Origin of the sequence: Salinibacter sp. (assembly GCF_036626415.1) — a bacterium.
Taxonomy (GTDB): Bacteria; Bacteroidota; Rhodothermia; order Rhodothermales; family Salinibacteraceae; genus Salinibacter.
This window is the reverse complement of record NZ_JAZKRW010000183.1, coordinates 1-4,440: the sequence shown is the minus strand read 5'-3', so window position 1 is coordinate 4,440 and position 4,440 is coordinate 1. Positions and strand designations below refer to the sequence as shown.

The window sequence follows — 4,440 nt, the reverse complement described above, 5'->3', positions numbered from 1 at the left end:
CGAAAGGATGGCCGAGATCAAGGTAGCCGCTCAGATTCTGGGGCAGGTAACATCACCAGTGGGTTCGCACTGCTCTTCTGCTAGATTTCGCCGAAGTCGGTACGGGATTTGCCCCGGTCTCTCCGGCCTGGGATGAGCCCCTCGGGACCGGGCGCAGCGCACCGGTCGTCGCGCAGAATGCCGACATCGAGTACCTGGAGGGGCGGCATGCAAATCCACCAAACTGCTGTTTCACCCAACGGGCTCCGAGGTGTACTGACTCGAGCGCCCCGTGACGGCCTTGGAACATCGTATTGCCCCCTGCTTTGCGCAAGGGTGCTTCGCAGCGGCCCGTCTCGCCGCGTCGTCCCGTTGTTCGTTTCGAGTGATGCGCCTTCTTTTCGTTACACAGGACTTCCCGCCGGACGTTGGGGGCATTCAGACGTACTCGAAGGAGCTGGCCCCCCGGTTGGCCGCCCGCTGCGATCGATTTCTCCTCCTAGCTCCCTCCCGGCCAGGCGACGAGGCCGTCGACGCCGCCCTCGACGTGCCGGTGCACCGGCTCCCCGTCCGTCCGGACCTTCTCGTTCTGCGGGCGCTGCCCGACATCGTGCGCCGGACCCGACACGAACCGTTCGACGTGGCCCTCCATGTGCAGTGGCAGACCGCCTTCGCCTCGCTGCTGGCTCGGCGCCTGACGGGAGCGCCCCACCGCGTGGCCGTTACCCTCCACGGCAAGGACACGGTGTTCAACCCCTTCCACTTCCCGCCCCTCAAGTGGAGCTACGACGCGCTCCGGCGGGCGGGCGTCGGCGGGGCCGACCACGTGCTCCCCGTCAGCCGCTTTCTCGGGCGGCGCGCCCGGGAGCTCGGGGCCGCGGAAGAGACCATCGAGGTCGTCACGAATGCCACCAACCCCGAGGTTTTCTACCCCGACCCGGCCCCGGCCCTCCGCGAGGAGTTGGGGGCCACAGATCGCCCCCTCGTTCTATCCGCGGGGCGCCTCGTGCCCAAGAAGGGATTCGACACCGCCATCCGGGCCCTCAACCGAGTGCGGGACGAGGTGCCCGACGTGCTCCTCCTTATCGCCGGGGAGGGCCCCGAACGTCCGTTCCTCCAGCAACTGGTCCGCGACCTCGAGCTCGAACGGCACGTTCACTTCCTGGGCAGCATTTCCCAGCAGGAGCTGCGCCACTACTACAGCGAGGCCGACGTTTTCCTGATGGCCGGACGCGAGACCACGGAGGACGTGGAGGGCTTCGGGCTCGTGTACCTGGAGGCCAACGCCTGCGGCACCCCCGTCGTGGGCGCTCGTGTCGGCGGCGTCCCCGACGCGGTGTGGGACGAAGAGACCGGGCTTCTCGTCCCGCCCGACGCCCCCTCCGCCACCGCCGACGCCCTTCTCCGGCTGCTGACCGCCCCCGACCTCGCCCGGCGCCTCGGCGAACGGGGCCGGGAACGGGTGCGCACAGAAGCCAACTGGGACCATGTCGCCGACCGGATGTACACGCTGCTCAGCCGGGAGGCCGCCTGAACACCCCGCCGTGATCGCTCCGAATGGTCCCGCGGCCCGAGCAGTCCCGAGCCTTTTAACGCAATTGTTGTGACAAGATCGGCTAGCCTTCTGGACCTTGCGGGACCGAACGGCTAGTGTGAGACCGTGACAGGGCGCTTTCAGTCCGTTTTGGGGAGTCCACTCCGGCTCCCTCCCGGAGCGGCGCCGGTAAGGCGTCCCCGCACGCCCTCCGCTGCCTCTTTCTGGAAGGGAGACCTCTTCCGCCGGCCGGCAGTCCTACTTCCCTACGGAGCTTCTCTCGCGGACGCGCGTCAGAGAACGCCGGCGCGCCTCTCTTTCTTGACACGTCTTCTTGGTTCGATGGCAGTGAACTCGATTTCCCGGTTCGAGAAGGGAACATTCGTCGTGTCCCTGATGCTGCTGTCCTTCGTCTACGGGTTTGCGGCCCGCTGGCACGGCTGGTTCCCCAATGCGCTCCTGGAGCGCGCGTCCGAGCAGCTGACGGGCCTGTACGTCGCGTGGACGCCGGGACCCGTGGCCCGCGCGGGCCGGGTGTACGACCGGTCGGGCGTCCGCACGCCGGACGCCAGCGCGACGCAGCCCGGCCTGACGCTCCTCCAGTCCTCCTGGAACGGAGAGGATGGATGGACCCCCGGGGTCCGCCTGGTCGACCAAGGCGGGAGGGTGGTCCACGACTGGACGCTCGACCAGGAGACTCTCTTTCCAAATCCGCCGGACGGGAAGGGGGGCGTCTCTGCCCGACGGAGCCTCCACGGCTCACACCTCTTCCCGAACGGCGACCTCCTCGTCAACCTTCAGTACATCGGCACGGTCCGGGTCGACGCCTGCGGGGAGGTGCTGTGGCGGGCCCCGATCGGGGGACACCACTCGATTGAGCGGGCCGCGGACGGCTCCTTCTGGGTGCCCGGCATGAGCCCCGGCCTCCGCTCGGCGACGAAGCGCCTCCCCGACGGCCTCCCGGGCCTGGAGACCCCCCTCTACCTCGATCGGGTCGTGCACCTCGCCGCGGACGGAACCGTCCTCGACTCGATCGACATACTGGACGTCCTCTACGCGAACGACCTGGAACGGTACCTGTCCAAGGCCTCCCAGCCCCGGGCGGGCACCGACGACCCGGAGACGACGGATCTCACCCACATGAACGACGTGGAGCCCCTCCCGCCCTCCATGGCGGCGGACTATCCCCTCTTCGAGGCGGGGGACCTCCTGGTCTCACTCCGCGACCTGGACCTCGTGTTTGTCTTCGACCCCGCCTCCCTTGACGTGAAGTGGCACGCCTCGGCCCCGCTCATCCAGCAACACGATCCGGACTTTATCGGGAACGGACGAATCGGGATCTTCGACAATAACGAAGATTTTACGGCGCGCGGAACGATGCTCGGGGGCAGCCGCATCGTGGTCCTCCAGCCCCACACGGACTCGACGGTGGTTCGCTTCCCGACGTCCCGCTCCGAACCGCTCTACACCGACATTCGCGGCAAGTGGCAGGCGCTCGACAACGGCAATATGCTGCTTACGGAGGGCCAGACCGGACGGGTCGTGGAAGTGGCCCCGGACGGGCGCACGGTCTGGGAATGGGTGCACCCCCCCTACAGCGCCGACAACACGGTTGCGGTCCAGCAGGGCGAGCGCTACGATCTGACGGCCGCCGACGTCGCCTCCTGGCCCTGCTCGTCGGCCGCCCCCACCCCGTAGGCACCCAACGCGGCGGTCCTCGCTCCTCCCTCCCGTTCGCTCTCGCCACCGCAAGCTCCCCTCGATGCTGAACCGGTTTTACGATGCCTTCGCGACCGCGCAGCGGGCCTGGGCGCGGTTCTCGGAGAGTCGTGTCGGCGGGTGGGTGCAGACAGGCATCTACTGGGCGTTCCTGACCGGCATCGTGGGCTATCTCGCCTACCGGCTTACCACGATCGGGTGGGCCGAACTCTGGGCGTCGATGCCCACGACGCCCTGGTTTTATGTGCTCCTGCTACTGATGTACGCCACCCTGCCGGTCACCGAGATGGTGCTCTACGGCGCGGCGTGGGGGGCGCGGTACCGATCCCTCCTGCCCGCCCTCCTCCGCAAGCGCGTCCTCAACAACGATGTCCTCGGCTACTCCGGCGAGGCCTATTTCTACGTGTGGGCCCGCCGCGAGACGAATCTGGATGCGCTCGACGTCCTCCGGACGATCAAGGACAACGTGATCATCTCGTCGGTGGCGTCGACCAGCGTCGCGTTCTCGCTGCTCGCCCTCTTCTTCCTGACCGGCCAGATCGAGCTGCTCCGCCAGTACCTGCCGGACGAGACGTCGACCGTGGCGGCGGGCCTCGCGGTGGTCATCCTCGTCGTGAGCGTGGGCGTCAACTTCCGACGGGCCCTCTTTTCCCTGCCGTCCCGCATCCTCTGGCTCATCGGCGGCGGCCACCTGCTTCGCTTCGTGCTGAACAACGGCTTTCAGGTCCTGCAGTGGGCGGTGGTGATCCCCGAGGTGTCGGCCGGCACGTGGATCACGCTCCTCGCCCTCTACATCGTGATCCAGCAGATTCCGTTCGTGCCCTCCCGGGGCCTCGTCTTTATGAGCGCGGGGGTGGGGCTGTCCGGCACCCTCCAGATTCCGACCGCGTCCCTCGCGAGCATGCTGTTGACCAACAGCCTGATCGACCGGACCCTCAACTTCGCGACCTACGTGGGCACCACCGCCCTCGACGCCGCGACGGTCGAGGACGCCGAGGGCCTCGAGGACCTCTCCCTCGCCGACGAGATGGAGACCGCCGAGGAGTCCTCCCCCTGAGCATCGGCTACCGCCGCACGCGGGGCCGGTAGACGAGCCCCACCTGTGCGCCGACGGCCCCGTCGTACAGCTCGCCGGCGTCGAGCCCGAGCGCGGCCTGCACCTCAAAGTCGGGGGCGCCAGGCCACGGCATGTGGGCCGCCAGCAGCAC

At 68.2% G+C, this 4,440-nt stretch carries 3 protein-coding genes; all 3 read left to right on the top strand.

Annotated features, from left to right (window positions below):
• Positions 1-367: 367 nt before the first annotated feature.
• The gene (locus V5A20_RS13305) at positions 368-1,513 is read left to right on the top strand and encodes a glycosyltransferase family 4 protein (RefSeq protein ID WP_332316403.1); all 1,146 of its coding nucleotides are present in this window, start codon (positions 368-370) and stop codon (positions 1,511-1,513) included.
• A gap of 342 nt (positions 1,514-1,855) precedes the next feature.
• Positions 1,856-3,211 carry an arylsulfotransferase family protein gene (locus tag V5A20_RS13300; protein WP_332316402.1) on the top strand — a complete coding sequence of 452 codons (1,356 nt, stop codon included), beginning with the start codon at positions 1,856-1,858 and terminating at the stop codon, positions 3,209-3,211.
• Positions 3,212-3,275: 64 nt separating this feature from the next.
• Positions 3,276-4,289 (top strand): hypothetical protein, encoded by a 1,014-nt coding sequence (locus tag V5A20_RS13295; protein ID WP_332316401.1) that lies wholly within the window; start codon positions 3,276-3,278, stop codon positions 4,287-4,289.
• Positions 4,290-4,440: the final 151 nt, after the last annotated feature.